This window comes from Xanthomonas prunicola (assembly GCF_002846205.1).
Classification (GTDB): Bacteria; Pseudomonadota; Gammaproteobacteria; order Xanthomonadales; family Xanthomonadaceae; genus Xanthomonas; species Xanthomonas prunicola.
In genome coordinates, this window is sequence record NZ_PHKV01000004.1 from 340,115 (window position 1) to 365,598 (window position 25,484).

General features: G+C 63.0%; 21 protein-coding genes. 15 read left to right on the plus strand and 6 right to left on the minus strand.

Features of this window, described 5'->3' with window-relative positions; genetic code table 11:
* The first annotated feature begins 37 nt into the window (after nucleotides 1-37).
* The 7 genes from XpruCFBP8353_RS14945 to XpruCFBP8353_RS14975 all read left to right on the plus strand — a co-directional run bounded on the left by XpruCFBP8353_RS14945 (nucleotide 38) and on the right by XpruCFBP8353_RS14975 (nucleotide 11,953).
* Complete coding sequence (locus XpruCFBP8353_RS14945; RefSeq protein WP_101363916.1) at nucleotides 38-3,016, plus strand: TonB-dependent receptor; 2,979 nt, start codon at nucleotides 38-40, stop codon at nucleotides 3,014-3,016.
* A gap of 103 nt (nucleotides 3,017-3,119) precedes the next feature.
* Entirely contained in the window at nucleotides 3,120-4,739 is a 1,620-nt protein-coding gene (locus XpruCFBP8353_RS14950; protein WP_101363917.1) for a glucoamylase family protein, read from the plus strand.
* A gap of 3 nt (nucleotides 4,740-4,742) precedes the next feature.
* Complete coding sequence (locus tag XpruCFBP8353_RS14955) at nucleotides 4,743-6,113, plus strand: sugar ABC transporter substrate-binding protein (RefSeq protein WP_101363918.1); 1,371 nt, start codon at nucleotides 4,743-4,745, stop codon at nucleotides 6,111-6,113.
* Nucleotides 6,110-6,994: a carbohydrate ABC transporter permease gene (locus XpruCFBP8353_RS14960; RefSeq protein ID WP_011347672.1), complete on the plus strand. Its 885-nt coding sequence runs from the start codon at nucleotides 6,110-6,112 to the stop codon at nucleotides 6,992-6,994. The genes XpruCFBP8353_RS14955 and XpruCFBP8353_RS14960 overlap by 4 nt, the downstream gene beginning before the upstream one ends.
* Nucleotides 6,991-7,827 carry a carbohydrate ABC transporter permease gene (locus XpruCFBP8353_RS14965; RefSeq protein WP_064510721.1) on the plus strand — a complete coding sequence of 279 codons (837 nt, stop codon included), beginning with the start codon at nucleotides 6,991-6,993 and terminating at the stop codon, nucleotides 7,825-7,827. Before XpruCFBP8353_RS14960 ends, XpruCFBP8353_RS14965 begins: the two co-directional genes overlap by 4 nt.
* A 26-nt stretch (nucleotides 7,828-7,853) precedes the next feature.
* Entirely contained in the window at nucleotides 7,854-10,988 is a 3,135-nt protein-coding gene (locus XpruCFBP8353_RS14970; RefSeq protein ID WP_162301065.1) for a discoidin domain-containing protein, read from the plus strand.
* Nucleotides 10,989-11,050: 62 nt separating this feature from the next.
* A complete protein-coding gene (locus tag XpruCFBP8353_RS14975) occupies nucleotides 11,051-11,953 on the plus strand; it encodes an endonuclease/exonuclease/phosphatase family protein (protein WP_101363920.1) in 903 nt (300 codons plus the stop codon).
* 238 nt (nucleotides 11,954-12,191) lie between these two features.
* Here the strand turns inward: XpruCFBP8353_RS14975 and XpruCFBP8353_RS14980 are convergent, their stop codons facing one another.
* From XpruCFBP8353_RS14980 to ykgO, 6 genes are all read right to left on the minus strand, one after another.
* Entirely contained in the window at nucleotides 12,192-13,424 is a 1,233-nt protein-coding gene (locus tag XpruCFBP8353_RS14980) for a TraB/GumN family protein (protein ID WP_101363921.1), read from the minus strand.
* Nucleotides 13,405-13,944 (minus strand): GNAT family N-acetyltransferase, encoded by a 540-nt coding sequence (locus XpruCFBP8353_RS14985; RefSeq protein WP_101363922.1) that lies wholly within the window; start codon nucleotides 13,942-13,944, stop codon nucleotides 13,405-13,407. Before XpruCFBP8353_RS14985 ends, XpruCFBP8353_RS14980 begins: the two co-directional genes overlap by 20 nt.
* A gap of 4 nt (nucleotides 13,945-13,948) precedes the next feature.
* Nucleotides 13,949-14,833 (minus strand): carbon-nitrogen hydrolase, encoded by an 885-nt coding sequence (locus tag XpruCFBP8353_RS14990; protein WP_101363923.1) that lies wholly within the window; start codon nucleotides 14,831-14,833, stop codon nucleotides 13,949-13,951.
* Between the two features lie 125 nt (nucleotides 14,834-14,958).
* Entirely contained in the window at nucleotides 14,959-15,993 is a 1,035-nt protein-coding gene (locus XpruCFBP8353_RS14995; protein WP_162301066.1) for an agmatine deiminase family protein, read from the minus strand.
* 234 nt (nucleotides 15,994-16,227) lie between these two features.
* Entirely contained in the window at nucleotides 16,228-16,557 is a 330-nt protein-coding gene (locus XpruCFBP8353_RS15000; RefSeq protein ID WP_101363925.1) for a hypothetical protein, read from the minus strand.
* A 248-nt stretch (nucleotides 16,558-16,805) separates the two neighbouring features.
* On the minus strand, nucleotides 16,806-16,931 hold the full coding sequence (gene ykgO, locus XpruCFBP8353_RS15005; RefSeq protein WP_005913193.1) for a type B 50S ribosomal protein L36: 126 nt from the start codon (nucleotides 16,929-16,931) through the stop codon (nucleotides 16,806-16,808).
* 172 nt (nucleotides 16,932-17,103) lie between these two features.
* On the opposite strand from ykgO, the gene cmk reads away from it, so the two are divergent.
* The 8 genes from cmk (at nucleotide 17,104) to galU (ending at nucleotide 25,396) form a co-directional block, all read left to right on the plus strand.
* On the plus strand, nucleotides 17,104-17,787 hold the full coding sequence (cmk, locus tag XpruCFBP8353_RS15010; RefSeq protein WP_101363926.1) for a (d)CMP kinase: 684 nt from the start codon (nucleotides 17,104-17,106) through the stop codon (nucleotides 17,785-17,787).
* A gap of 183 nt (nucleotides 17,788-17,970) precedes the next feature.
* The gene (rpsA, locus tag XpruCFBP8353_RS15015; protein WP_003489652.1) at nucleotides 17,971-19,656 is read left to right on the plus strand and encodes a 30S ribosomal protein S1; all 1,686 of its coding nucleotides are present in this window, start codon (nucleotides 17,971-17,973) and stop codon (nucleotides 19,654-19,656) included.
* Between the two features lie 88 nt (nucleotides 19,657-19,744).
* Nucleotides 19,745-20,056 carry an integration host factor subunit beta gene (locus XpruCFBP8353_RS15020; RefSeq protein WP_011408447.1) on the plus strand — a complete coding sequence of 104 codons (312 nt, stop codon included), beginning with the start codon at nucleotides 19,745-19,747 and terminating at the stop codon, nucleotides 20,054-20,056.
* Between the two features lie 67 nt (nucleotides 20,057-20,123).
* Entirely contained in the window at nucleotides 20,124-20,429 is a 306-nt protein-coding gene (locus tag XpruCFBP8353_RS15025) for a lipopolysaccharide assembly protein LapA domain-containing protein (RefSeq protein WP_101363927.1), read from the plus strand.
* A 6-nt stretch (nucleotides 20,430-20,435) separates the two neighbouring features.
* On the plus strand, nucleotides 20,436-21,614 hold the full coding sequence (gene lapB / locus XpruCFBP8353_RS15030) for a lipopolysaccharide assembly protein LapB (RefSeq protein WP_101363928.1): 1,179 nt from the start codon (nucleotides 20,436-20,438) through the stop codon (nucleotides 21,612-21,614).
* A complete protein-coding gene (locus tag XpruCFBP8353_RS15035; RefSeq protein WP_101363929.1) occupies nucleotides 21,614-22,582 on the plus strand; it encodes an MraY family glycosyltransferase in 969 nt (322 codons plus the stop codon). Before lapB ends, XpruCFBP8353_RS15035 begins: the two co-directional genes overlap by 1 nt.
* A gap of 13 nt (nucleotides 22,583-22,595) precedes the next feature.
* Nucleotides 22,596-24,503 carry a polysaccharide biosynthesis protein gene (locus XpruCFBP8353_RS15040; RefSeq protein ID WP_162301067.1) on the plus strand — a complete coding sequence of 636 codons (1,908 nt, stop codon included), beginning with the start codon at nucleotides 22,596-22,598 and terminating at the stop codon, nucleotides 24,501-24,503.
* Entirely contained in the window at nucleotides 24,503-25,396 is an 894-nt protein-coding gene (gene galU / locus XpruCFBP8353_RS15045; RefSeq protein WP_101363930.1) for a UTP--glucose-1-phosphate uridylyltransferase GalU, read from the plus strand. The genes XpruCFBP8353_RS15040 and galU overlap by 1 nt, the downstream gene beginning before the upstream one ends.
* The last annotated feature ends 88 nt before the right edge of the window (nucleotides 25,397-25,484 follow it).

Here is a 25,484-nt window from a genome sequence, read left to right on the forward strand (position 1 = left end):
ACAACAACAATCTGTACCGATCCCTGGAGGGACGACCATGCGCCACCACCACCCCCATTCCGCCCGTCCGGCGCGCAAGCTGCTCAGCTGCGCGCTTGCCAGCTGCCTGCTGCTCGGCGCCGCACCGGCCTTCGCACAGAGCACCGCTGCGACCATCCGCGGCCAGGTCACCGTCGATGCCGCACCTGCCGCCCAGGCGCAGGTCACCGCCACCAATCTGGCCACCGGCCTGACCCGCACGGTGCAGGTCAGCAATGGCGGCTATTCGGTGGGCGGTCTGCCGCCGGGTTCCTACCGCATCGACGTCACCGCCAACGGACAGACCAGCTCGCAGAACGTCACCGTGCAGGTCGGCCAGACGGCGACCTTGAACCTGGGCGTCGGCGGCGAGCCGGCCACGGCCGCTGGTGGTAACGCCACCACGCTGGACGCGGTGCAGGTGAAGGCGCCGCCGGTGCTGGTCGAGACGCGCACCTCCGAGAACGCCACCTACATTTCCAATGTGCAGATCCAGAACCTGCCGCGCGCCACGCGCAACTTCCTGGAGTTGGCAGACACCGTACCGAACGTGCAGTTCACCCGCGAGGCCAACGGCACCACCAAGGTGCGCACCGGCGCCACCTCGGCCGAAGGCACCAACGTCTACATCGATGGCGTGAGCCAGAAGAATTACGTGTTGACCGGCGGCGTGAGCGGCCAGGACTCCAGCCGCGGCAACCCGTTCCCGCAGTCGGCGATCGGCGAATACAAGGTCATCACCTCCAACTACAAGGCCGAGTTCGACCAGGTCAGCGGCGCGGCCATCGTCGCCTCGTCCAAGTCCGGCACCAACGATTTCCACGGCAGCTTCTTCTGGGACACCAGCAACGACAGCTGGCGCGAAGAGAGCCCGCTGGAGAAGAAGGCCGGCGTGCGCGACGACTTCGAAGAAACCCAATACGGCGCCACCTTCAGCGGCCCGATCCTCAAGGACAAGGCGCACTTCTTCATCGCCTATGAAGCCAAGGAATACAACACCCCGAACGTGGTGATCCCCGGCTCGATCTATTCGGACCGCGTCGATCAACTGCCTGCGCAACTGCAGCCGCTGGTGGTCACCTCCAGCACGCCGTTCAAGGAAGACCTGTACTTCGGCAAGATCGACTGGACCATTGGCGACAACAACCTGTTCGAGCTGACCGGCAAGTACCGCAAGGAAGACGAGCTCAACGACGTCGGCCAGACCTCGACCTACGAGCACGGCAGCATCAATGGCCAGGAAGAAAAGCGCGCCAACCTGCGTTGGCAGTACAGCGGGGCCAGCTTCCTCAACGAAGCCAACCTGAGTTACGAAAGCGCGTTCTGGAACCAGGCGCCGATCAACAACGGCAATGGCTACATCCTCAGCTACGCACCGGTGCGCGGCAATGAGACCGACATCCTGGCGGCCGGTGCCGGCAGCAGCTTCCAGCGCAAGGGACAGAAGGGCTGGACCTTCCAGGACGACCTGACCTTGAACAGCCTGGAGTGGCACGGCGCGCACACCATCAAGATGGGCGTGAAGTTCAAGAGCATCGACCTGGATTCGACCCAGTTCAACCCGGCCAACCCGCAGTACTACTACAACATCCTCACCGACGTCGAAACGCCGTACCGCGTGCGCTTCGGTGCGCCGTTGGTGGAAGGTGGCGGCTCGGTGGTGTCCAAGAACAAGCAGTACGGCATCTACCTGCAGGACGACTGGGAGGTCAACGAGCACTGGACCTTGAACTTGGGCGTGCGCTACGACTACGAACAGACCCCGGCGTTCCTGGATTTCGTCACCCCCTCGGACGTCGCCAGCGCGCTGCAGAACTGGCCCAACCTGCGCAACGCCAACTACAACATCAACGACTTCATCAGCACCGGCAACAACCGCAAGGCGTTCAAGAATGCCTGGCAGCCGCGTCTGGGCGCCTCGTACGACTTGTTCGGCGATCAGGCGCACGTGATCTATGGTGGCGCCGGCCGTGCGTACGACCGCAACATCTTCGATTACCTGGCACTGGAGCAGCTCAACAACTCCTTCAATTCGTATAGCTACTACTTCACCAGCGCCAACAACGGTGCCTGCCTGGGCGATCCATGCACGGCCTGGAATCCTGCGTACAACAATCAGGAAGGCTTGAACACACTGACGGCCAACAGCACTGGTGGTGGCGGACGCGAGGTCTACCTGATCGACAACAACCTCAAGACCCCGTACTCCGACCAATTCAGCATCGGCATGCGCAACATGGTGCCGTTGTGGGGCCAGGACTGGTTCACCGATGTGACGCTGAGCCGCATTGAGAGCCATGACGGCTTTGCCTTCGTGCGCGGCAACCGCCTGCCGGACGGTTCGTTCTTCCAGCCGGGCACTACTTCCGGCGCGCCGACCGATGGCCCGAACGGCTATAGCGCCATCGTGCTTGGCACCAACGGTGTGGAGACCCGCAACAACCAGCTCGCGTTGCAGGTGGAAAAGCCCTTCGACGAAGAATCCGGCTGGGGGCTGACCGTGGCCTACACCTATTCCGATGCGAAGGAAAACCGCCAGTTCGGCGAGCACTATGCACTGGACCGCGAACGCATCCAGGACTACGGCTGGCGTGAGGCTGGCGGCATTCCGAAGAACCGCCTGGTGGTCACCGGGATCTATGAACTGCCGTATGAGATCAAACTGTCCGGCAAGCTGTCGCTGGCCAGCCAGACCGTGCGCTACGGCCAGAATTGCCTTGCCGGCAACGACCAGTGCGAGATTATCCAGTTCAAGCCGGATGGCACACTGGGCTACAAGGAATTCAGCATTGCCGCGAATAAAGAATGGGATACCGGCGGTGGTGTCAAATTCAATGTGCGTGCGGATATCCTCAACGTGTTCAACTGGGTTAATTACGCAACCTTCAACGGCGATACCGGAACATTGCAGGACTTGAACACGGCTTACGGCACACCGACCGGTGTGCTGGCGTCGCCGATGCGTACCTTCCGTCTGGCCTTTGGCCTGAACTGGTGAGGTGCTCGACCGCCCTGGCTGCAACGCCAGGGCGGTCGAACTCGGCGCCTGGATAGGGTAGGTTTGCGTGCGAGATGTAATCGATTACACAAGTGGGGGGCGGATGGACAGGGGCAACACGTCGCGATGGTTGACGATTCCACTCTTGCTGGGCGCGCTGGTTCTGGCGTCGTGCAAGCAAGCCGAGGAGCCCAAGGTGGCCGAAAAGAAGGCGCCGGTCAAAGTCATCCTGGTTGAGGCGCAACTGCCGCCCAAGCCGGTCAAGCCGCCGCTGCCGCCGCTGTTTTCGGACATCGAGCGCCGCACGTTCCAGTTTTTCTGGGACACCACCAACGAACTCAATGGACTGTCGCCGGATCGGTTTCCGTCGCGCCCGTTCGCCAGTATTGCGTCGGTCGGATTTGCGCTCACCGCCTATCCGATCGGCATCGAAAACGGGTGGGTCAGTCGCAATCAGGCGATCGACCGCACCCTGACAACATTGAAATTCTTCCGCGATGCGCCAATGGGGCCGCAGAAGACCGGTCGGGCCGGCTACAAAGGCTTCTACTACCATTTTCTGGACATGCAGCAGGGCAACCGCTACGACAGCTGGGTCGAGTTGTCCAGCGTGGACACCGCACTGCTGATGATGGGCGTGCTGTTCACCCAGTCGTATTACGACGGCGACGACCCGCGCGAAAAGGAGATTCGCCAGATCGCCGACACGCTGTACAAGCGCGTGGACTGGCGCTGGCTGCAACAGCGTGCGCCGCTGATCTCAATGGGCTGGTTTCCTGAAAGTGGCTTCATCAACCACGACTGGATGGGCTACAACGAGGCGATGATGCTGTACATCCTTGCGCTGGGCTCGCCCACCCATGGCGTCGACCCAGACGCATGGACCAGCTGGACCCGCACCTACAACAACGACTGGGGCGTGTACCAGGGCCAGGAATACCTCTCGTTCGGCCCGTTGTTCGGGCACCAATACAGCCATGTCTGGATCGATTTCCGCGATATCCAGGACCAGTACATGCGCGAACGCGGCATCGACTACTTCCTCAACAGCCGTCGCGCCACGCTGGCCCAGCGCGACTACGCCATCGACAACCCGATGAAGTGGAAGGACTACGGCGAAAACGTCTGGGGCCTCACCGCCAGCGATGGTCCGCAGAACACCAGCCAGGAATACCGGGGCGAGCAACGCCAGTTCCGCCATTACTCCTCGCGCGGCGCCGGCCTGCGCGAGAACTTCGACGACGGCACCATCGTGCCGTCGGCAGCCATCTCCTCGATCGTGTTCGCCCCGGAAGTGGTGATCCCGGCCACCGAGGAAATGCACAAGCGCTATGGCGACTTCCTGTATTCCAGCTATGGGTTCCTGGATTCGTTCAATCCCAGCTTCAACTACGACATCCCGCTCAAGACCGGGCGCATGGTGCCGGACCGTGGCTGGGTGGCCAGCGACTACATCGCCATCGACCAGGGCCCGATTCTGGCGATGATTGCCAACTACCAGAACGAATTCGTCTGGAACGTGATGAAGAAGAACCCCTACATCCGCGCCGGTCTGGAACGCGCCGGCTTCACCGGCGGCTGGCTCACCCCGGAAGGCGAGCCGCAGCCGGCGCCGCAGAAGGACGAGCAGAAGGCTGCTGCGCGGGCGCTGGGCATGGCCGAGTCGCGTGCCGCCGCCGCCCAGGCCCAGCAAGACCCCACGCAACGCCAAAAACCCGAGTAATCCGTGCGCCTTTTGAAACTGTTGATATTGGCCGCCGCCCTGTGCGCAGGCGTGGCGGGATGCGAACGCTCCGATCCGGGCAAGACCACCGTGCGCTTCTGGGCGATGGGCAAGGAGGCCGAAGTGGTCTCTGAGTTGGTGGCCGACTTCGAAAAGCAGAACCCCACCATCCATGTGGATGTGCAAAACATCCCGATGACCGCGGCGCACGAAAAACTGCTCACCGCCTTCGCTGCTGACGGACTGCCGGACGTGTGCCAGCTTGGTAACACCTGGTTGCCGGAATTCGCGTTGCTGGACACGCTGGAGCCGATGCAGCCGTACGTTGCACGCTCCAAGATCGTCGATCCGGCCGATTATTTCCCCGGCGTGTGGGACACCAATCTGGTCGATGGCACGCTGTACGGCGTGCCGTGGTACGTGGATACGCGCCTGCTGTTTTATCGCAAGGACTTGCTGCGCGAGGCCGGCTACAGCGAAATGCCCAAGACCTGGGCCGAGATGGAACAGGTGATGGCCGCGATCAAGCGCAAGGTCGGCCCCGACCGCTACGCCATCCTGATGCCGCTCAACGAGTTCGAGCAGCAGCTGTCGTTCGCGCTGCAACAGGACGACCGTCTGCTGCGCGACCACGACAACTACGGCAACTTCCGTGGCGCCGGGTTCCGCAAGGCGCTGGGCTTCTACGACAACATGTATCAACAGGGCTGGGCGCCGAAAGTGTCCGAGACCCAGGTTTCCAACGTCTGGTACGAATTCTTCAACGGCTATTACGCGTTCTATCTGTCCGGCCCGTGGAACGTGCGCGAATTCAAGCTGCGCCAGCCGCCGGGTATGGAAGGCAAATGGGGCACCGCGCCGTTGCCGGGTCCCAACGGCTTGGGCGCCGGCATAGCGGGCGGCTCCAGCCTGGTGATCTTCAAGTCCTCGCAACACAAGGACGCCAGCTGGAAGCTGATCGAATACCTGTCGCAGCCCACGGTGCAGGCGCGCTTCCACGCCATCATCGGCGACCTGCCGCCGCGGCGCAGTACCTGGAAGCTGCCATCGCTGGCCAACGACGAACTGGCGCATGCCTTCGGCGACCAGCTGGAACGGGTCAAGGCCACGCCCAAGGTGTTGGAGTGGGAGCGCATCGTGCAGGAAATGCGTCTGGTGACCGAGCGCGTGGTGCGTGGCGGTCAATCGCACGAAGCCGCCGTGCAGGAACTGGATAAACGCGTGGACGAAATTTTGGCCAAGCGCCGCTGGATCTTTGCGCAGGAGGGCGGGCATGTCGGCCCGGCCGGTGAGACGGCCACGCCGGCAGTTACGCCGGCTGCTGCAGAAACAGCTGCGCCCGCCGCTGCAGCGGATCAGGGAGCCGCGCGATGATGAAGCGTAATTCCGTCGCCGGCTGGGTGTTCGCCGCGCCGTCGATCATGGTGCTGGGCATGTTCTTCGGCGTGCCGGTATTCGCCGCGCTGGTGCTTAGCGTCACCGACTTCGACCTGTACGCACTGGCCGACAGCAGCCATCTGCGCTTCGTCGGCCTGGGCAATTACATCGACCTGCTGCAGACGCCGCTGTTCTGGAAGTCGTTGTGGAACACCACCTACTTCGTGCTGCTGGGTGTGCCGATGTCGATCGGCGTGTCGCTCGGTGCGGCCTTGCTGCTTAACGCCAAGGCATCGCGCTTCAAGGCGCTGTTTCGCACTGCCTTGTTCGCGCCGGTGGTGACCACCCTGGTGGCGGTGGCGGTGATCTGGCGCTACCTGTTCCATATCAAATATGGTCTGGTCAACTTCGGCCTGAGCCATCTGGGCATCGCCCCGATCGACTGGCTGGGCGACCCGCGCTGGGCGATGCCCACCATCATGCTGTTCGCAGTGTGGAAGAACTTCGGCTACAACATGGTGATCTTCCTGGCCGGGCTGCAGGCGATCCCGCAAGACTTGTATGAGGCCGCGCGTATCGACGGCGCTTCGCGCTGGAAGCAGTTCCTGCACATCACCTTGCCGATGCTTGGCCCGGTGCTGATGGTGGTCGGGGTGATCACCATTTCCGGCTACTTCCAGCTGTTTGCCGAACCCTACGTGATGACCCGCGGCGACCCGCTGCAAAGCACCGTCAGCGTGCTGTATTTCATGTTCGAGGAAGGCTTCAAGTGGTGGAACCTCGGCCGCGCGTCGGCAGTAGCGTTCCTGTTGTTCCTGATCATCCTGGCGGTGACCACCGTGATGCTGCGCTTCGGCCGCAAGAAGGACCTGATATGAGTCGTGATGTCGGCGAATCGCGCTGGAATGGCGTGCTGATCAATGGCGGCTTGCTGGTGTTGGCCTTGATCAGCCTGGCACCGCTGTTGTGGATGCTGTCGGTGTCGTTCATGCCCACCGGCGAGGCCAGCCGGTTTCCGCCGCCGATGTTGCCGTCGGCTTTCACCCTGGCCAACTACCACGAGCTGTTCGCGCGCACCGGCATGGCGCGCAATTTCGCCAACAGCCTGCTGGTGTCAGGGCTGATCACGCTCGGCTCGCTACTGATCAACACCATGGCCGGTTATGCGTTCGCCAAGCTGCAGTTCGTCGGCCGCGAGCGCATCTTCAAGATCCTGATGGCGGCGCTGGTGATCCCCGCGCAGGTGGCGATGCTGCCGCTGTTCCTGCTGATGAAGCAGCTGCATCTGGTCAATAACATCGGCGGGGTGGTGGTGCCGGCGCTGGCCACGGTGTTCGGTATTTTTCTGGTGCGCCAGTACGCGCGCAGCATTCCCGATGAGTTGATCGAAGCCGCCCGCATTGACGGCGCCAGTGAGATGCGCATCTTCTTCCAGATCGTGTTGCCGATGCTCAAGCCGGTGCTGGTCACCTTGACCATCTTCACCTTCATGGGCTCATGGAACGACTTCATGTGGCCGCTGATCGTGTTGACCGACCAGGAGCAATACACCTTGCCGGTGGCGCTGGCGGCGCTGTCGCGCGAGCACATCATGGACGTGGAATTGATGATGGCCGGCGCAGTGGTGACGGTGATTCCGGTGCTGCTATTGTTCCTGGCGCTGCAGCGTTACTACATCCAAGGTCTTCTGCTGGGGAGTGTGAAGGGGTGAGGCGAGTGTTCCTGCGACTGTTTGCCATGACCGCCATTGCCGCCGCGGGCGCGGCGCAGGCGCAGGAGCGCGTGCTCGACGGCTTCAACGACATGAGCGCCTGGCGCCTGGTGGTGTCCAACCAGGTCAGCGGCTCGCTGCGCCCGGTGGCCACGCCCTCCGGCGGGCATGCGCTGTGTCTGGATTACAACTTTAACGGCGTGTCCGGCTATGTCGGCATCCGCCGCGCGCTGCCGCTGGAGTATCCCGAGAACTACCGCATCGGGTTCTCGCTGCGCGGTGAATCGCCGTCCAACGATCTGCAGCTCAAGCTGATCGATGCCAGCGGCGACAACGTGTGGTGGGTCAACCGGCCGGGCTTCAATTTCCCGAAGAACTGGACTAGCTTCAACTACCGCAAGCGCAACATCGAAAAGGCCTGGGGACCCGGTGCGGACAAGCAGCTGCGCAGCAGCGCGGATGTCGAGTTCACCATCTACAACAAGGTCGGAGGCAAGGGCACGGTGTGCTTCGACCGCCTGACGCTTACCCCATTGCCGCCGGAAGACACCTCGCCGCTCAAGGCCGAGGCGATCACCGACACTGCGCCGGCGTTGGAGCAACGCCTGGCCGATGGCAAGCCCGACACCTTCTGGCTCAGCGGCGCGGTAAAGCAACAGACCGTCACGCTGGATCTGGGCAAGGTGCGCGAATTCGGTGGCGCGGTGGTGCAGTGGGTGCCCGGCCTGCAGGCCTCGCAGTACGTGGTGCGTGCATCGGCCGATGGCCGCAGCTGGCGCGATCTGCGTACCGTCACCGCCGGCGCTGGCGGCACCGATTGGCTGGCGCTTCCCGATACCGAAGCACGCTACCTGCGGTTCGATCTCAAGGACGGCCCGAATTGGCGCTACGGCATCAAGGAAGTGCAGTTGCAGCCGCTGGCATTCGCCGCAACGCCCAATGACTTCATCAAGTCGCTGGCCGCGCAGCTGCCGCGTGGCAGTTACCCGCGTGGCTTCTCCGGCGAGCAGCCGTACTGGACCATCCTGGGTCTGGATGGTGGCACCGAGCAGGGCCTGATCGGCGAAGACGGCGCGGTGGAAGTGGGCAAGGGCGGTTTCAGCATCGAGCCGTTCGTGGTCACCGGCGGCAAGGTACTGCACTGGTCCGACGTCAGCAGCGAGCAAAGCCTGCAGGACGATTACCTGCCGATCCCCAGCGTCGACTGGCATCACGACCTGATGAACCTGCGCGTCACCGCGTTCGTGCAGGGCACACCCGATCAGGCGCAACTGGTCGCGCGCTACCAGCTGCACAACACCGGCAAGCAGGCGCGTGATTTCACCCTGGCCCTGGCGGTGCGTCCGTTCCAGGTCAATCCGCCGGCGCAGTTCCTCAATACCCTGGGCGGCGTCAGCCGGATCGAACAACTGGCGGTGGACGGCAGCCAGGTCAGCGTCAACGGCAAGCGGCGTGTGTTCGCCGTGCAGCGGCCGGACGCAGGCTTCGCCAGCGCCTTCGACAGCGGCATGGACGTCAGCCATCTCACCGCCGCCACGCCGCCTACCGTCACCCAGGTCAAGGACGAAACCGGCCTGGCCTCGGGCGTGCTGCTGTATCGCTGGAAGCTGGAACCCGGCCAGAAACGCGAAGTGGCCTTGGTGATTCCGCAGACCGGCACCGCGCAACTGCCGGCCGGCTTCGATGCCGACCAGGCACAGCAGCAGGTGGCCCAGCAATGGCGCAGCAAGCTCGATCGCGTACGCATCAGCGTGCCGGCCGAAGGCAAGCCGGTGGTCGATACGCTGCGTACCGCGCTGGCGCACATGCTGATCTCGCGCATCGGGCCGCGCCTGCAGCCGGGCACACGTTCTTATTCGCGCAGCTGGATCCGCGACGGCGCAATGATTTCCGAAGGCCTGCTGCGGCTCGGCCGCGAAGACGTGGTGCGCGATTACGTGGACTGGTTCGCGCCGTATCAGTTTGCCGATGGCATGGTGCCCTGCTGCGTGGACGACCGCGGCAGCGATCCGGTACCGGAGAACGACAGCCATGGCGAGCTGATCTACAACATCGCCGAGTATTACCGCTACACCGGCGACAGGCCGTTCCTGGAGAAGATGTGGCGGCATGTCACCGGCGCCTACGACTACATGGAAAAGCTGCGCGCCAGCGAACGCACCGAAGACAACTTCATGCGCAACCCGGCCTTCTACGGAATGATGCCGGTGTCGATCAGCCACGAAGGTTATTCGGCCAAGCCGGTGCATTCGTACTGGGACAACTTCTGGGCGCTGCGCGGCTACAAGGACGCAGTGATGCTGGCCGGCGCGCTGGACAAGCCCGAGGACGTGGCGCGTTTCAGCACCGCACGCGATGAATTCAGTGGCGACCTGATCGCCTCGCTGGGTGCGGCAGTACGTGAGCACACGCTCGATTTCCTGCCCGGTTCGGCCGAGCTCGGCGATTTCGATGCGACCTCGACCACGATTGCCTTGACCCCGGGCGGCGAGCAGCAACGTCTGCCGCAGGACCTGCTGACCAACACCTTCGAACGCTATTGGAAGGAGTTCTCCGACCGCCGCGATGGCAAGCGCGAATGGAAGGACTACACCCCCTACGAGTGGCGCAACGTGGCCGCATTCGTGCGCCTGGGCTGGCGCGACCGCGCCTGGGACGCCACTGCGTTCTTCTTTAAGGACCGCGCGCCGCAACCCTGGAACCAGTGGGCCGAAGTGGTCTCACGCACGCCGCGTACGCCGTTTTTCGTCGGCGACCTTCCACACGCCTGGGTCGCCTCGGACTTCGTACGCTCGGTACTGGACATGTTCGCCTACGGTCGCGAATCCGATGCCAGCCTGGTCATCGCTGCCGGCACGCCAACGCGCTGGTTTGAAGGCAAGGGCATTGGCATTGCCGAACTGCGTACACCGTACGGGCGCCTCAACTACACCTTGCAACGCACCGACAAGCAATTGGTGCTGCAGTTGCAGCCCGGGCTGATCCTGCCGCCAGGTGGTGTGGTGTTGCCGTGGCCGTATCAAGGCACACCAGGCAAGGCCACGGTCAACGGCGAATCGGTTGAGTGGCAGAACGGCGAACTGCGCATCCAGCAACTGCCGGCCAACGTGCAAATCGATGTGCCCAGCGCAGTGCGGCGGGCCGAGCGCGCCAAACAATGAGTCAGCCGTGGCGACCGACCCGTGCGGTGACAGCACGGGGAGGTGCGGGATGGCTGGTCGCGTTGCTTGCACTGCTGCTGTGCTCCACCGGCTTACAGGCCGGGCAGGCCACTCAAGGCATGCAGTCTTCGCAAATTTTGCAGCGAGGCACCATCGATCCGGCCGTGCGAGCCGCGGAGTCACCGAGCGCAGCATCACGCGAGATGACCCTGGTCACGCTCAATCTGCACCACGACCGCGAAGACTGGCCGGGACGACGCGCTTACATCGCCAAAGAGCTCAAGCAACTGGCACCGGATGTGATTGCGCTGCAGGAAGTGATCGAACGCCGCGGCAGCGTGGAAAATCAGGCCGCCTGGCTGGCGCGCAAGCTCGGCTATGACTACACCTTCGCTTCGGTCGATCCGGTCGGCGCGGCCAAACGCTACGGCAATGCATTGTTGAGCCGCCGCAAGGTACTGGCCACGCACCAGCGACTGTTGCAGCCCTTGGACGATTACCGTGTCGCCGCGCATCTGCAGGTGGACGTCGATGGCCTGCCGGTCAACATCTACGTCACCCATCTCAACGAACGCACCGACGCCCGCGGCACTGCCACGCGCACGCGCCAGGTAGCCGATCTGCTCGACTTCATCGCCTCCAACAGCAAGCAGGCGCCGGTGGTGATCGCTGGGGATTTCAACACCGCCGCCGACACCCTCGATCTGGAAGCACTACGCAAAGGTTACGGCGACAGCTACGGCAGCGTGCATCGCAATAGCGATGCCACGGTCAGCACCTTGAACATGCATGTCTTCGACAAACCCGCTCGCATCGACCACGTGTTCTTTCAACAGAACCGCCTGTTGGCCCGCGAAGCCCGCATCCTGTTCGATAGGCCTTATGCGGACGGCCGTTGGGCATCGGATCACTATGGCGTGTGGGTGCGCCTGCAGCTTGCACCCGATCAGCTCGCAGCGCCGTAAACCGAGGCGAGTGGTTGCAGGACAGCCTTCGGCGGCTTACGCATCACGGTCTCCCGCAGACGTACCGCTCCTCGAGCCTCGCCCCAAAGAAGTAGCGGGGATAATCGATCTGCGTAGTCGAAAAGGATCGTGTAGGAGCGCCCCGGGGCGCGATGCTGCATTGCCTATAAAGCTTCTTCGCGCCCGAGCGCGCTCCTGCAAGAGATCCGCGCATCCGGCTGCGCGGATCGCCCGGCACTCACCCATGCAGACGGTTGAAAATCTGCACGCCGGCCAACCACACACCGGCCATGCTGCCGAAATTGGTCAGCAGAAACGTCAATACCACGCGCGAGACGCGATTGCGATACCAGCCGCGCAGCGTCTGCGCATCGTCGCGCAGCGACAGGAAATCGCCATAGGCCGGCTTGCGCATATGCACTTCGACCAGCGCTGCAAATGCACCGGTTGGCACGCTCAGCCGGAAGGGCTTGAACGGTGCCACCACTGCTGCGGTCAGGATACTCAACGGGTGGCTGCCGGCCAGCAAACAGCCCAGTGCAGCCATGCCGCCGGTGTACATCGCCCACTGCAATAGCAGGTCGGCGCCCATGCTCAGGCCACCACGCCAGAATCCGATGCCGATGCCGGTGATGATGACCGCCAGGATGCCCAGCGTGATCCACGGAATACGCTTGCGCTGCTGCACGTATTCCAGCGATTCGCGCATCGGGCCAGGCGCTGCGGTGTCTTGCTCCAGATGGCGCGCAAGACCGGCCAGATGCCCGGCGCCGACCACCGCCAAGATCTCGCGCTGATCTGCGCAGACTTCTTCGCGCAGACGCGTGGCCATGTACTGATCGCGCTCGGCAATCACCGTCTCGTACAGCTCCGGGCTTTCGCTGGCGAAATCGCCGAAGCTCGCTTCCAGCATGTCGCCTTGCTTGAGCTTTTCGATTTCCTCTTCGCCCACCTCATCGGCAGCGAACAGGCCGCCGAGCAGGCCGCCGGCAAGTTTCATCTTGCCGAAGAATCCCAACCGCCCGGATGCACGCTTGAAGGTCAGCCCGACTTCGCGATCGATCAGGTGCACCGGCAGCCCCTGCGCGCGCGCCAGGTTCACCGCTTCCTTCAATTCCGCGCCTGGCTCGATGCCCAGTTGCTTGGCCAGGCGGCGCTGGTAGGCGGCAAGCGCCAGATTCGCCGCGAACAAGGCCACGCGCCCCTTGCGGATCACCTGCACCAAATCCAGGCGGGCGAGGGCGTCCGGGTCGCTGATCGCCTGCAGGCGCTGCGCATCCAGTTCCACCGCCACCGCGTCGTAACGCCCGCTGCCGATCGCGCGTTGCACGGCGGCCACGCTGGCCAGCGAGACGTGGGCAGTCCCCAGCAAGGTGTAGCGCACGCCATCGCGTTCGACGATGCGGTGCGGCTGGCCGGACAGCGCATCGTCCAGAACGTGGGTGGTCTGCTCAGTCATGGGGATATTCATCAGAAGGAGGGGCGGTGTCGCCGGAGCCGATCGCGCGTTGCATCTGCACGCCGTCCAACCAGCGACCGTGTTTGCGGCCGATTCCGGTGAAGACTCCGACCGTGCGAAATCCAAAACGTTCATGCAAGTGTCGCGATGCCAGATTGCCGGCATCGCCAATCACCGCAATCATCTGCCGGAACCCACGCTGCTCGCAGACTGCGATCAGCTCGCCGAGCAAGGCTTTGCCGATGCCGCGGCCCTGCATCGCGGCGGCCAGATAGATCGAGTTCTCCACCGTCCAGCGATACCCAGCGCGTGCGCGAAATGCGCTGGCGTAGGCATAGCCCGCGACCACGCCATCGAGCTCGGCGACCAGATAGGGGTAGCCCGCAGCCACGATCGCACTGACCCGCGCGCGCATCTCATCGAGCGATGGTGCGCTGTATTCGTAGGTATTGACCCCGGCGATCTGCTCCGCATAGATCGCGGTGATCGCCGGGATGTCCGCGTCGCGGACTGCACGCAGCTCGACGGGCATGCGGTCAGTCGATGTAGCGCTTGAGCAGATCGCCGTACGCATCGATACGACGGTCGCGCAGGAATGGCCAGATGCGGCGCACGTGCTCGCTGCGTTGCAGGTCGACATCGCAGATCAATACGGTCGGGTCCTGCCCGGCTTCGGCAATGAACTCGCCCTGCGGTCCCAGCACATGGCTGTTGCCCCAGAACTGGATGCCCGATGCACCCAGCGGCGAAGGCTCATGGCCGACACGGTTGCACGACAGCACCGGCACGCCGTTGGCCACCGCATGCCCGCGATGGCTCAGGATCCAGGCATCGCGCTGACGCTCCTGCTCGGGTTGCTGGTCGTCCGGATCCCAGCCGATCGCGGTGGGATAGAGCAGCATTTCCGCACCGGCCAGCGCCATCAAACGCGCCGCTTCCGGGTACCACTGATCCCAGCATACCAGCACGCCCAGGCGGCCCACCGAGGTATCGATCGGCGTGAAGCCCAGATCGCCCGGCGTGAAATAGAACTTCTCGTAGAAGCCCGGGTCATCAGGAATGTGCATCTTGCGGTACTTGCCGAGCAGGCGGCCGTCCTTTTCGAACACCACCGCCGTGTTGTGATACAGCCCGGCTGCGCGACGTTCGAACAGCGAGGCGACCAGCACCACACCGTGCTGCTTGGCCAGTGCGCTCAGACGTTCGGTACTGGGGCCGGGAATCGGCTCGGCCAGATCGAATTCGTCCACCGACTCGTGCTGGCAGAAATACGCACCGTTGTGCAGTTCCTGCAGCAGCACCAGTCTGGCGCCCTGCGCGGCAGCCTCGGCCACACGCGATTCGATGACGGCCAGATTGGCCTCGGCGTCGCCGTGGTTGCGCTCCTGGATCAGCGCGACGGGAAGGAGATGACGGGTCATGGCAGCATCCAACTTGAGTGGCGCACTAAGGGTAGCGCGCCATGGCGTAACACCGGCCTGCCGGCCGGAACAGGAACCACACACGGCGTGTGCGGCTGCGACGCAGGCAAATTTTGAAGCTGCGCTTAGGCGGCGAGCAGGCCGGCCGGCAGTTGCATGGTCAGGCAATGCAGGCTGCCGTTCTGCCAGATCAGCGCACGACACGGCACCGGCACGATCGCGTGGTGCGGGAACGCCTGCGCCAGCACCGCCTGTGCAGTCGCATCGGCCGGGTCGCCGTAGGCCGGCATCAGCACCGCACCGTTGACGATCAGGAAATTGGCATACGACGCCGCCAGCCGACGGCCTTCGTCGAGAATGGGTTGTGCCCACGGCAACACGAACAGGCGATACGGCCGCCCGTGGGCGGTGCGCAGCGCTGCCAGCTCGTTGCCCATCGCCTGCAGTTCGGCATAGTGCGAATCGCTGGCCACATCGCAGCCCTGGTAGACGATCGCATCCGGGCCGGCAAAGCGCGCCAGGGTGTCGATATGTGCGTCGGTGTCGTCGCCTTCCAGATAGCCGTGATCCAGCCACAGCACGCGTTCCTGCGCCAGCCACGTGGCCAGATCGCTGCTGAGCGATTCGCGCGTGCGCTGCGGGTGACGCTCATGCAGGCACTTCCAGGTGGTCAGCAATGTGCCGGCGCCATCGGTCTCGATCGCACCGCCTTCCAGGGCGAAGTCGACGGTCTCTACCTGCGCTGGCACGAACACCTGCGCGGCATCCAGGGAGCTCACCAACTGATCGTCCAGGCTGGCTTCGAACTTGCCGCCCCAGCCGGTGAAACGGAAATCCATTAACCGGAAGCCGGTTTCCTGGCGCAGCGTGATCGGACCGGAATCGCGCAGCCAGGTGTCGTTGTATGCGGCGATCACAAAGCGCACGCGCGTCATCTCCACCCGCGCCGACCGCAGCCGCGCTTCAGCGTAGATCTGCAGGTCGTCATCGGCCACGCAGATGACCACCGGCTCGAAGCGGGAGATCGCCGTGACCAGCGCGATATAGGTCTCTTCCACATCGGCCAGGCGCTCGGCCCAATCGGTACCGGCATGTGGCCACGCAAGCAACACGGCGGATTGAGGTTCCCACTCGGCGGGAAAACGAAGACGGTCGGTCATGCCAGGCAAATACTCTTCTTGGTGTGCAGGCCATCGCCCGCACGTTCATCGATATCCCGCACGGAAATGCAGGCTCTTGCGATCCAGGCGTACATCGGCGCGCCTGGCCTTGTTACAGAATCGCAGCAACGCATGTCCGGTTGCTGACGGACGCAGCACACAGTGCGATGCGTCCGTGACGGCCGGAGCTGCGGCGAACAGGCGCCAGCACCTGCGGCCACGTGTCAGCGTGCTTTACCGAATCGGCGGCTTAGGGCCGATCTCGTTGGCGTCGGCCTTATTGGCGACCACGTCGATCACCTTGCTTTTTTCGAAATACACGGTGAAGGCCGGATACACCCAGCGATGGATGGTTGGCCACTGACGCTTCTGACCACCACGCGGGTCGAGCTTTTCCTGCGGCGCGCCGTAGCGGCCTTCGACCTGACTCATGCTTTCCCCGCGCAAGGGCAGGGCAGCAGCAGGCTTCTGCTGTGCACGGTCGACCAGCAGCGTATCGGCCGAAGCAACGGCACTGATCCCCATCAGCGCGATCAGCGGCAGGACAAATAAACGGTTGCGCATGTCATCTACTCCCCAGTGGACAAGAATTCAGATGGTGATTACAGCAAAAAACCACGATAGACGCTGCTGTGACACGGCTGGCCTGGCGGCACCACGATTGCCCGGCTCGCGCCCCGGTGTAGATGACGTCTCTGCCCTGGCTGGGCCGACGGGCGGCAGACGCATGTAGCAACAGCCCGTGTCAGGCAGCGGCCAAGAAAAAACCGCCCGGAGGCGGCTTTCTCGGGTCTTGCACGCGCCGCAAAGGCTTAGCGCTGACGCGCCTTGAAGCGCGGGTTCGATTTGCAGATCACGAAGACCTTACCGCGGCGGCGGACCACCTTGCAGTCGCGGTGACGGGTCTTCGCAGACTTCAGGGAGGACAGGACTTTCATGGCACACCTCGGCGTAAACGGTTGGATTCGATGGAAGAGTGCGCGCGATCGAGGCTGCACCCAGAGTTAAGCCGGCAATTCTAACCGGCTTTTCGTCGTGCTTTCAAGTGGTTGCAGCGCGATCGCTGTGAGCGGCGCTACACTACCGCCTGATGACCTTCCGGAAACCTGAATGACCGACCTGTCGCCCGTCCTCACCATCGATGGCCCCTCCGGTGCCGGCAAGGGCACGGTGAGCCGGATTGTGGCCGCCAGACTGGGCTGGCACTACCTCGATTCGGGGGCACTGTACCGCGCCGTCGGTGTTGCAGCGAGCTGGGCCGATCTGGATGTGTCCGACCCGGCGGCGCTGGTGCGCTGCACCTTCGACACCAAGGTGCAGTTCGACGACGCCGGTGAGGCAGGGCTACGGGTGCTGGTCAACGGCGCCGATGCCACCGGCGAGCTGCGCCTGGAAACCACTGGCGCGCTGGCCTCGGCCATTGCCGCCATTCCCGAGGTCCGCAGCGCCCTGAAAGAGCGCCAACGCGCATTCAGGCGGGCGCCCGGGCTGGTTGCCGACGGGCGCGACATGGGGACGGTGATCTTCCCGGATGCTGCCTACAAGGTCTTTCTGACCGCCAGTGCCGAAGAACGTGCGGGCCGTCGCCATAAACAGTTGATGGAAAAGGGTGTTTCGGTTATCTTTGACGACCTGCTGCGCGAGATCATGGCCCGTGATGCCCGTGATGCGCAGCGGGTGGTGGCGCCATTACGGCCGGCCGAAGACGCCGTGCTGATCGATACCAGCGGAATAGGGATCGAGGATGTCGTCCAGCGTGTGGTCGGGTTGCTCGCAGACCGTACGCCGTCGTAAGCGTTCCGCAAGCGGGCTTGTCCCGCCGACCGTAAGGCGTTCCAAAGCTCCGTCGCGCATCCTGCGTGGCGGTTCTATTACTTCTAAACCGACTCGCTGTCCGGAGTCGACCAACAGGCTGGGCGGTTCGTATCTGTCGCATCCCGACGATCGGCGCCCGTGTGTTCAACTGAGTAAATTCAAATGACAGAATCTTTTGCAGAACTGTTCGAAGCCAGTCAAGCCAATCTGGCGAAGCTGAAGCCGGGCTCGATCGTCACCGGTACCGTCGTGGAAGTGCGCGGCGACGTGGTGGTGATCAACGCTGGCCTGAAGTCCGAAGGCATCGTGCCGATCGAGCAGTTCCGTAACGACGCTGGCGAGATCGATGTGGGTGTGGGCGACCAGGTCAAGGTTGCGCTGGACTCGATCGAAAACGGCTTTGGCGAGACCGTGTTGTCGCGCGAGAAAGCCAAGCGCGCGATGGTGTGGGACGAGCTGGAAGAAGCGTTGGAAAAGAACGAAACCATCACCGGCCGCATCAGCGGCAAGGTCAAGGGTGGTTTCACCGTGGACATCAAGGATGTCCGCGCGTTCCTGCCTGGTTCGCTGGTGGATGTGCGCCCGGTGCGCGACCCGGCTTACCTGGAAGGCAAGGAACTCGAGTTCAAGCTGATCAAGCTGGACCGCAAGCGCAACAACGTGGTGGTCTCGCGTCGTGCAGTGGTCGAGAGCGAGCACTCGGAAGAGCGCGAGCAGCTGATGGACAAGCTGCAGGAAGGCGCGATCCTGAAGGGTGTCGTCAAGAACCTGACCGACTACGGCGCATTCGTGGACCTTGGCGGTATCGACGGCCTGCTGCACATCACCGACATGGCCTGGAAGCGCGTGCGCCATCCGTCCGAAGTCGTCAACGTCGGCGACGAGCTGGACGTGCGCGTGCTGAAGTTCGATCGCGAGCGTAACCGCGTCAGCCTCGGCCTGAAGCAGCTGGGCGAAGATCCGTGGGACAACATCGCACGTCGTTACCCGGCCAACAGCCGCGTGTTCGGCAAGGTCTCCAACGTCACCGATTACGGCGCATTCGTCGAGATCGAGCCGGGCGTCGAAGGTCTGGTGCACGTCTCGGAGATGGATTGGACCAACAAGAACGTCAACCCGTCCAAGGTTGTGCAGGTTGGTGACGAAGTCGAAGTGATGGTGCTGGATGTCGACGAGGAGCGTCGCCGCATCTCGCTGGGCATGAAGCAGGTTGCCGCCAATCCGTGGGAAACCTTCGCTGCCACCCACAAGAAGAACGACAAGGTGTCCGGTCAGATCAAGTCGATCACCGACTTCGGCATCTTCATCGGTCTGGACGGCGGCATCGACGGTCTGGTGCACCTGTCCGACATCAGCTGGAACACCACCGGCGAAGATGTCGTACGCAACTACAAGAAGGGCGACACGCTGGAAGCCGTCGTGCTGGCAGTGGACCCGGAACGTGAGCGCATCAGCCTGGGCGTCAAGCAGCTGGAGCAGGACCCGTTCGGTCAGTACATGGCGTCCAACCCGAAGGGTTCGAAGGTCGAAGGCGTGGTGCGTGAAGTGGATGCCAAGGGCGCCACGATCGACCTGGCCGATGGCATCGAAGGCTACGTCGCTGCACGCGATATCGCCAACGAGCGCGTCGACGATGCGACCCAGCACCTGAAGGTCGGCGACAAGATCGAAGCCAAGTTCGTGGGTATGGACCGTAAGGGCCGGACCCTGCAGCTGTCGATCAAGGCCAAGGACGATGCTGAAATGCGCGAAACGTTGGAGGACTACCAGTCCGCCTCCGCGTCGGGCGGCATGACTCAGCTGGGCGCGCTGTTGCGTGCACAGTTGAACAACAACAAGTCCGAGTAAGCGCGTAGCGCTCGCAAGAGCGTGATGGATCGGCCCGGGCTTGCCCGGGCCGATTCCGATGTGTCAGTCGAAAAAAGCAAGTCTTCCCATGACCAAGTCCGAATTGATTGAAATCCTGGCGCGACGCCAAGCGCATCTGAAGTCGGACGACGTGGATCTGGCAGTCAAGTCGCTGCTGGAAATGATGGGGCAGGCGCTCTCCGATGGTGATCGGATCGAAATTCGCGGGTTCGGCAGTTTTTCGCTGCATTACCGTCCGCCACGTCTGGGGCGTAATCCCAAGACCGGCGAATCGGTTGCATTGCCGGGCAAGCATGTTCCCCACTTCAAGCCGGGCAAGGAATTGCGTGAGCGCGTCAGCTCCGTGGTGCCTGTCGATATGTCCGATACGACGGACTGAAGTCCGTTCTGGCGCTGTGTGTATGTCGTCTCGGTTAAGCTAACCCGCTTTCCGACGGAGTCTCGTCATGAAGGTGCTTCGCTTGCTGGTGATGTTGGCCTTCCTGTTGGTCGGTCTGATCATCGGTGCTGTCAATTCCCAGGACATCACGCTCGATTTCCTGTTCTCCAGCGTGCATACCAGTTCCGGTGTCGCGATCATCGTCGCGCTGCTGGTCGGTGTGTTGATCGGTGCCGGCATGGTGCTGGTCAGTGTGGTCATTCCCCTCTATTCCAGACTGCGCCAGGCCAACAAGGCTGTCGCGGTCAGTCGCGCCGACGCCAGGACTGTCACGCCTGCCGCCGTCGATGCGCGCCCCATCGATGGACTGTAAGGACGTATGGACTTTCTGACCGAGTGGATCTGGTTCTTTCTGTTTGTGCCATTGGCTGCGCTGGGCGGCTGGATCGTCGGTCGTCGCGGTGGCCAACGCCATGGCGACACGCAGGTCAGTCGTCTTTCCAGTACCTATTTCCGCGGCTTGAACTATCTGCTCAACGAGCAGCCGGACAAGGCGATCGAGCTGTTCCTGCATATCGCCGAACTGGACAAGGAGACCTTCGAGACCCAAGTCGCGTTGGGGCATCTGTTCCGTCGCCGCGGTGAAGTGGACCGTGCGATCCGCTTGCACCAGGGCCTGGTGCAGCGTGGCGATTTGACTGATCAGCAGCGCGTCCAGGCGTTGCTGGCCCTCGGCGAGGACTATATGAAGTCCGGCCTGCTGGATCGTGCCGAAACGGTGTTCACCGAATTGGCGCAGCTGGACCAGCGTGCACCACAGGCACTGCGCCACCTGATCGGCATCTACCAGGCCGAGCGCGATTGGGAAAAGGCAATCGACAACGCCACCCGCTACGAAGAAGTGACCGGCGAGCCGATGGGCAAGCTGATCTCGCAATTCGAATGCGAACTGGCCGACCGCAATCGTGGCCTGGGCAAGACCGACGACGCACTGCAGGCGATTGCGCGTGCCTATCAGGCCGATGGCACCTCCGTGCGCGCCGGCATTCTGGAAGGGCGCATCGAAGCCGAGCGCGGTCACGACGAAGCGGCGGTGCGCGCATTCGAACGTGCGGCCCGGCATGATCCGGAATACCTGCCGGAGATCATTCCTGCGTTGATGGCTGCGTATCGGCGGGTCGGCGATATCGCGGGTGCGCGCAACTTCCTCTCGGAGATGACCGAGCACTATCGCGGCATTGCGCCGGTGCTGGCGCTGACCCAGTTGATGGAAGCCCAGGATGGCGTGGCGCCTGCGCTGGCCTACCTTGGCCGCCAGCTCAAGGATCGCCCGTCGGTGCGTGGCGAGTCGGCGTTGATCGACCTTACCCTTGCCGAGGGAAGCGACCCGGTCGGGACACTGCAGGACCTCAAGCACATCACCGACCAGCTGCTGGTGCGCAATCCGAGCTATCGGTGCACCCGCTGCGGCTTTGGGGCCAAGACGCATCACTGGCAATGCCCGAGCTGCAAGGAATGGGGTACGGTCAAACCGCTGTTGAACTACGCGGTGGTCTGATGGTGTGGCTGTGGTGCGTGCTGCACCTGCTGGTCGCGGCGCTGGGGACCTGGCTGTTGCGGCGTTATGCCTTACACCGCCGCTTGCTCGATCATCCCGGTGAACGGCGTAGCCACGTGGTGGCGACACCGCGTGGCGGCGGCATGGCGATTGTGGCGGCAATCTTGCTGGGGTGCGTCGCGGCAAGTGTGCTGTGGCCAGCGGCGTGCTTGACGCTAGGCTGGTTCGCAGCGGGATTGATTGCGGTGGCAGGTGTGGGCTGGTGGGATGACCATCGTCCGCTCTCGGCCAGGCTGCGGTTTGCGATCCACCTGGCCGCATCGGCCTCGTTGGGCGCCTTGGTTTGCCATTACACGGGCAATGGGTGGGATGGGGTGCTGACCGCCGCGGCGTCGGTGGTGTTGATCAACGTCTGGAATTTCATGGATGGCATCAACGGTCTGGCGAGCAGCCAGGCGGCGTTGGCCGCCTTCGGATTTTCGCTGGTGGCGCCGGCTGGGTGGTCGTGGGCCGGGCTGGCAGCTTCGGCATCGTGCCTGGGGTTTGTCCCGTTCAATTTCCCGCGCGCGCGCATCTTCATGGGCGATGGCGGCAGCGGTGCGCTCGGCTATATGTTGGCAGCGTTGCTGGCACTGAACGTGGCGAGTGGTCAGGTGAGTTGGTGGATCAGTTGGCTGCCGCTGACGGCCTTTCTTGTAGACGCCGGCTTCACACTGCTTGCTCGCATGCTCGCAGGGCAGCGCTGGTGGGAGCCGCATGCCCAGCACGTCTATCAGCGTCTGGCGCGTCGGCTTGCGACGCACGTTCCGGTAACCGGCGTTTATTTCGCTTTCAGCGTCGCTGCCGTCTGCTTGTACGTGTTAATCCGCCATGATGCATTTTGGCAGCAGGTGTATGGAGCTTTGGTTTGGGGCATCGGCGCCACTGCAATCTGGCATTTTCTGCGCGATGGACTGCGCAATTCCTGAGTAATGGATTTTTATGATTTCCTGGCGTGACCGTTTGACAAAGGCCCTGCCGCAGATAGCGGTCGTCGTACACGACCTGTTGATGGTGTGGGTGTGCTGGCAGCTATTGCACGCCGGCCGCTACTCCATGTTGCGCGATGCGCCGGATCTGCCGTTGTGGGACTGGCGCACCGGAGTGGTGCTGGTGGCACAGGGGTTGGTGTTCTGGAAAATGGGGTTGTACCGCGGACTGTGGCGCTTCGCCTCGGTGCCGGACCTATGGAACATCTTCAAGTCGAGTTTCCTCGGCCTGGTCGCGATCGTGCTGGCGCTGTCTTATGACCGCCTGGATGGCGTACCGCTGTCGGTGCTGGTGGTGTATCCGTTCGCATTGTCAGCCATGCTGGGCACGCCACGTCTGCTGTACCGCGCTTGGAAGGACTACCAGATCGCCCATTCCGGTGACGCCGGGCAGCGCGTGCTGATCCTCGGCGCAGGGCGCGCTGCCGAAGGTTTGGTGCGCGATCTGCGCCGTACCGGCGCGTTTGTGCCGATTGGTTATCTGGACGACGCCACCAACCTGCATGGCGCCAAGATCCAGGGTCTCAATGTCCTGGGCAATCTGGATCAAGCTGCGGCGATTGCCAAGGAGACCGCCGCCAAGTTGCTGGTCATCGCGATTCCATCGCTGGACGCCTCCGGCATGCAGCGCGTGGTGGCGATCTGCGAAAGCACCGGCCTGCCGTTCCGCATGGTGCCCAAGCTGATCAACGTGCTGGAAGGGCGCTCGTTGCCAGGCGAGTTGAAGGAGGTCGCAATCGAGGACCTGCTCAACCGCAAGCCGGTCACGCCCGACTGGCGCCTGATCCGCGACTGGCTGACCAACAAGACCGTGATGGTGACCGGCGCCGGTGGCTCGATCGGCTCGGAAGTCTGCCGCCAGTGCGCGCGCCACGGGGCGCGCCGGATCGTGCTGCTGGAGATCGACGAGCTGGCACTGCTGACCATCGATTCGGATCTGCGCAGGCTGTTCCCGGATATCGAAGTCGTGCGCGTGTTGGGCGATTGCGGCGACCCGGCGGTGGTGGCGCATGCGCTGAACACCGCGACCCCGGATGCGGTATTCCATGCGGCCGCTTACAAGCAGGTGCCCTTGCTGGAAGAGCAACTGCGCGAGGCGGTGCGCAACAACGTGCTGGCAACCGAGAACGTGGCGCGCGCCTGCCAGCGTGCACGCATCGAAACCTTTGTCTTCATTTCCACCGACAAGGCGGTGGAGCCGGTCAACGTGCTGGGCGCAAGCAAGCGCTATGCAGAAATGATCTGCCAGAGCCTTGACGCGCGCGATGCGCCGACGCGCTTCATCACCGTGCGCTTCGGGAATGTGCTGGATTCGGCCGGTAGCGTGGTGCCTCTGTTCCGCGAACAGATCCGTCAGGGCGGCCCAGTGACGGTGACGCATCCGGATGTGACGCGTTACTTCATGACCATTCCCGAAGCCTGCCAGCTGGTGATTCAGGCGGCGGCTTCTGCATCCCATGGTGCGATCTACACGCTGGACATGGGCGAGCCTGTGCCGATTCGCCTGCTGGCCGAGCAGATGATCCGTCTGGCCGGCAAGCAGCCGGGCAAGGACGTGGCAATTCTCTATACCGGCTTGCGTCCAGGCGAGAAGCTGCACGAGACGCTGTTCTATTCCGACGAAGACTATCGTCCCACTGCGCATCCCAAGATTCTCGAAGCCGGTGTGCGTGAGTTCTCGCATGAGCAAGTGCTGCAGCTGGTGACGCGCTTGCGCGAGGCCGTCAACCGCTATGACATCAAAGCGATGGAGACTGTGTTGGGCAGTTTGATGCCGGATTTCGCGGCTGCTCGACGGAAAGTCGACGCGCGATCTGATACGGTCGTCCCATTCCCCGCACGTGAGGTCAGAAGACTGTAATGAGCCAGCGTATTCGCAAGGCAGTATTTCCCGTCGCAGGTCTTGGAACCCGCTTTCTTCCGGCAACCAAGACAGTGCCGAAAGAAATGCTGCCAATCATCGACAAGCCATTGATTCAGTACGCCGTCGACGAAGCCATCCAGGCTGGTTGCGATACGCTGATCTTCGTGACCAACCGCTACAAGCACTCCATTGCCGATTACTTCGACAAGGCCTATGAGCTGGAGCAAAAGCTTGAGCGTGCAGGCAAGTTGGAACAGCTGGAGCTGGTGCGCCATGCATTGCCAGAGGGCGTTCGCGCCATTTTTGTGACGCAGGCAGAAGCGCTCGGCCTGGGCCATGCGGTGTTGTGTGCCAAGGCTGTGGTCGGTGACGAACCGTTCGCGGTGCTGCTGCCGGACGATCTGATGTGGAACCGCGGCGATGCTGCGCTGACCCAGATGGCCGACGTGGCAGAAGCCTCCGGTGGCAGCGTCATTGCCGTGGAAGATGTGCCGCATGAAAAGACGGCCAGCTACGGCATCGTCTCTACCGACGCATTCGATGGCCGTAAGGGCCGCATCAATGCGATCGTCGAGAAGCCCAAGCCGGAAGTGGCGCCGAGCAACCTGGCAGTGGTCGGTCGTTACGTGCTGAGTCCCAAGATCTTCGAATTTCTTGAGGCGACCGGTATAGGCGCGGGTGGCGAGATCCAGTTGACCGACGCGATTGCCGAGCTGCTGAAGAAAGAGCAGGTCGATGCATTCCGCTTCGAAGGCCGGCGCTTCGATTGCGGCGCGCATATCGGCCTGATCGAAGCCACGGTGCATTTCGCGCTTGAGCACGAAAAGCATGGCGGCCCAGCGAAGGAAATCCTGCGCAATGCATTGGCCCAGGCCGACGCGCGCGGCTGATTGCTGCCTGATCGCTGTTTGCACGAACGACGCCAGCTGGCGTCGTTCGTCGTTTAGGGGCTTGCCGCCCGATGCAGCTGCGCTGGCA

Excerpts from the sequence above, each read along its gene's own strand:
- XpruCFBP8353_RS15000 (WP_101363925.1), bottom strand. The coding sequence starts at position 16,557 with ATGCGCAACCGTTTATTTGTCCTGCCGCTGATCGCGCTGATGGGGATC.
- XpruCFBP8353_RS14980 (WP_101363921.1), bottom strand. The coding sequence starts at position 13,424 with ATGAATATCCCCATGACTGAGCAGACCACCCACGTTCTGGACGATGCG.
- XpruCFBP8353_RS15040 (WP_162301067.1), top strand. The coding sequence starts at position 22,596 with ATGATTTCCTGGCGTGACCGTTTGACAAAGGCCCTGCCGCAGATAGCG.
- XpruCFBP8353_RS15035 (WP_101363929.1), top strand. The coding sequence starts at position 21,614 with ATGGTGTGGCTGTGGTGCGTGCTGCACCTGCTGGTCGCGGCGCTGGGG.
- XpruCFBP8353_RS14950 (WP_101363917.1), top strand. The coding sequence starts at position 3,120 with ATGGACAGGGGCAACACGTCGCGATGGTTGACGATTCCACTCTTGCTG.
- XpruCFBP8353_RS14990 (WP_101363923.1), bottom strand. The coding sequence starts at position 14,833 with ATGACCCGTCATCTCCTTCCCGTCGCGCTGATCCAGGAGCGCAACCAC.
- XpruCFBP8353_RS14960 (WP_011347672.1), top strand. The coding sequence starts at position 6,110 with ATGATGAAGCGTAATTCCGTCGCCGGCTGGGTGTTCGCCGCGCCGTCG.
- XpruCFBP8353_RS14970 (WP_162301065.1), top strand. The coding sequence starts at position 7,854 with ATGACCGCCATTGCCGCCGCGGGCGCGGCGCAGGCGCAGGAGCGCGTG.
- rpsA (WP_003489652.1), top strand. The coding sequence starts at position 17,971 with ATGACAGAATCTTTTGCAGAACTGTTCGAAGCCAGTCAAGCCAATCTG.
- XpruCFBP8353_RS15025 (WP_101363927.1), top strand. The coding sequence starts at position 20,124 with ATGAAGGTGCTTCGCTTGCTGGTGATGTTGGCCTTCCTGTTGGTCGGT.
- cmk (WP_101363926.1), top strand. The coding sequence starts at position 17,104 with ATGACCGACCTGTCGCCCGTCCTCACCATCGATGGCCCCTCCGGTGCC.
- XpruCFBP8353_RS14985 (WP_101363922.1), bottom strand. The coding sequence starts at position 13,944 with ATGCCCGTCGAGCTGCGTGCAGTCCGCGACGCGGACATCCCGGCGATC.
- ykgO (WP_005913193.1), bottom strand. The coding sequence starts at position 16,931 with ATGAAAGTCCTGTCCTCCCTGAAGTCTGCGAAGACCCGTCACCGCGAC.
- XpruCFBP8353_RS14965 (WP_064510721.1), top strand. The coding sequence starts at position 6,991 with ATGAGTCGTGATGTCGGCGAATCGCGCTGGAATGGCGTGCTGATCAAT.
- galU (WP_101363930.1), top strand. The coding sequence starts at position 24,503 with ATGAGCCAGCGTATTCGCAAGGCAGTATTTCCCGTCGCAGGTCTTGGA.
- XpruCFBP8353_RS14945 (WP_101363916.1), top strand. The coding sequence starts at position 38 with ATGCGCCACCACCACCCCCATTCCGCCCGTCCGGCGCGCAAGCTGCTC.
- lapB (WP_101363928.1), top strand. The coding sequence starts at position 20,436 with ATGGACTTTCTGACCGAGTGGATCTGGTTCTTTCTGTTTGTGCCATTG.
- XpruCFBP8353_RS14995 (WP_162301066.1), bottom strand. The coding sequence starts at position 15,993 with ATGACCGACCGTCTTCGTTTTCCCGCCGAGTGGGAACCTCAATCCGCC.
- XpruCFBP8353_RS15020 (WP_011408447.1), top strand. The coding sequence starts at position 19,745 with ATGACCAAGTCCGAATTGATTGAAATCCTGGCGCGACGCCAAGCGCAT.